Source organism: Streptomyces pseudogriseolus, assembly GCA_002154585.1.
Classification (GTDB): Bacteria; Actinomycetota; Actinomycetes; order Streptomycetales; family Streptomycetaceae; genus Streptomyces; species Streptomyces pseudogriseolus.
In genome coordinates, this window is sequence record MUNG01000586.1 from 1 (window position 1) to 1,681 (window position 1,681).

1 protein-coding gene and 1 pseudogene are annotated in these 1,681 nt (G+C 70.6%); both read right to left on the reverse strand.

Annotated elements, in window-relative coordinates; translation table 11 throughout:
* On the reverse strand, nt 1-355 hold a 355-nt coding region (locus CCN29_RS33150; protein WP_442538648.1), incomplete at its 3' end, for a CoA transferase.
* Nucleotides 356-369: 14 nt separating this feature from the next.
* Nucleotides 370-1,681 (reverse strand): annotated as a pseudogene (locus CCN29_RS33155) (thiamine pyrophosphate-binding protein); the annotation flags it as partial.

A 1,681-nucleotide genomic window follows, 5' to 3' on the forward strand; every position in this document is an offset into this window, starting at 1 on the left:
ACGGGCCCTCGCCGAAGCCCTTGATGGAGGCGTAGACGATCCGCGGGTTGATCTCCTTGACGCGGTCCCAGGTGAACCCCATCCGGTCGATGGCGCCGGGGCCGAAGTTCTCGACCATGACGTCCGAGCGCCGGATCAGCTCGGTGAGGATCTCCTTGCCGCGCTCGGTCTTGGTGTTCAGGGTGATGCTCCGCTTGTTGCAGTTGAGCATCGTGAAGTAGAGGGAGTCGACGTCCGGCAGGTCGCGCAGCTGCCTGCGCGTGATGTCACCGGTGGGCGCCTCCAGCTTGACGACGTCCGCGCCGAGCCAGGCCAGCAGCTGGGTCGCGGAGGGGCCCGACTGGACGTGGGTCATGTCCAGGACGCGNNCTTGCCCGACTCCCGGGCGCGGCGCAGCGCGGGGCCGATGTCGACGGGGTCGCGGACCTCCTCGCCGTGACCGCCCAGCATCCGCGCGAACTCGTCGTAGCGGACGTCCCCGAGGGTGTTGCCGACCCGCTCGCGCTCCTTGCCGTACTTGGCGGCCTGGCCGTAACGGATCTGGTTCATCGAGGAGTTGTTGCCGACGATGCCGACGAACGGCAGGTCGTAGCGGACCAGCGTCTCGAAGTCCCAGCCGGTGAGGGAGAACGCGCCGTCGCCGAACAGCGCGACGACCTCCTTGTCCGGCCGCGCCTGCTTGGCGGCGAGCACGAACGGCACGCCGACGCCGAGCGTCCCGAGCGGCCCCGGGTCCATCCAGTGGCCGGGCGACTTGGGCTGCACGACCTGCCCGGAGAAGGTGACGATGTCGCCGCCGTCGCCGATGTAGATCGAGTCCTCGGTGAGGAAGTCGTTGATCTCGCTCACCAGCCGGTACGGGTGGATGGGGGAGGTGTCCGACCGCAGCTGCGGCAACCGCTTCTCCAGGGCGGTCTGTTCGGCCGCGCGCAGCTCGTCCAGCCACTCCTTCCGCTTGGACGCCCCGCCGTTGACCCGCCCGGAGGCCGCCTCGGTGACCGCCTTCAGCACCAGCCCCGCGTCCCCGACGATGCCGAGGTCGATGTCGCGGTTCTTGCCGACCGTGCGGTAGTCGAGGTCGATCTGCACGACCGTCGCCGCGGGGGAGAGCCGCTTGCCGTAGCCCATCCGGAAGTCGAACGGCGTGCCGACGATCACGATGACGTCGGCGTTGGAGAAGGCGTACCGGCGCGACAGCTGGAAGTGGTGCGGGTCCCCGGGCGGCAGCGTGCCGCGCCCCGCGCCGTTCATGTAAGCGGGGACGTTGAGCGTGCGGACGAGTTCGACGGCGGCCTCGGTGCCCCGGGTGGTCCACACCTGGCTGCCGAGCAGGATGGCCGGCTTCTCCGCGTGCACGAGCAGGTCGGCCAGCCGCTCGACCGCCTCCGGGTCGCCGGGCGAGCGGGTCGAGGCGCGGTAGGCGCCCGTCTNNGGTCGCCGCGAACTTGGTGATCGGGTTCATCATGTCGACGTGCGGGAGGTCCTGGAGCGACCCCATCTTGTGCTGGGTGAGAGCCCCTTGGCCGCCGATCAGCAGCATGGGCGACTCCGCGCGGAAGGCGTTGGCGACCCCGGTGACGGCGTCAGTGGTGCCGGGGCCGGCCGTGACGACCGCGCAGCCGGGCTTGCCGGTGATGCGCGCGTAGCCGTCGGCGGCGTGCGCGGCGACCTGTTCGTGCCG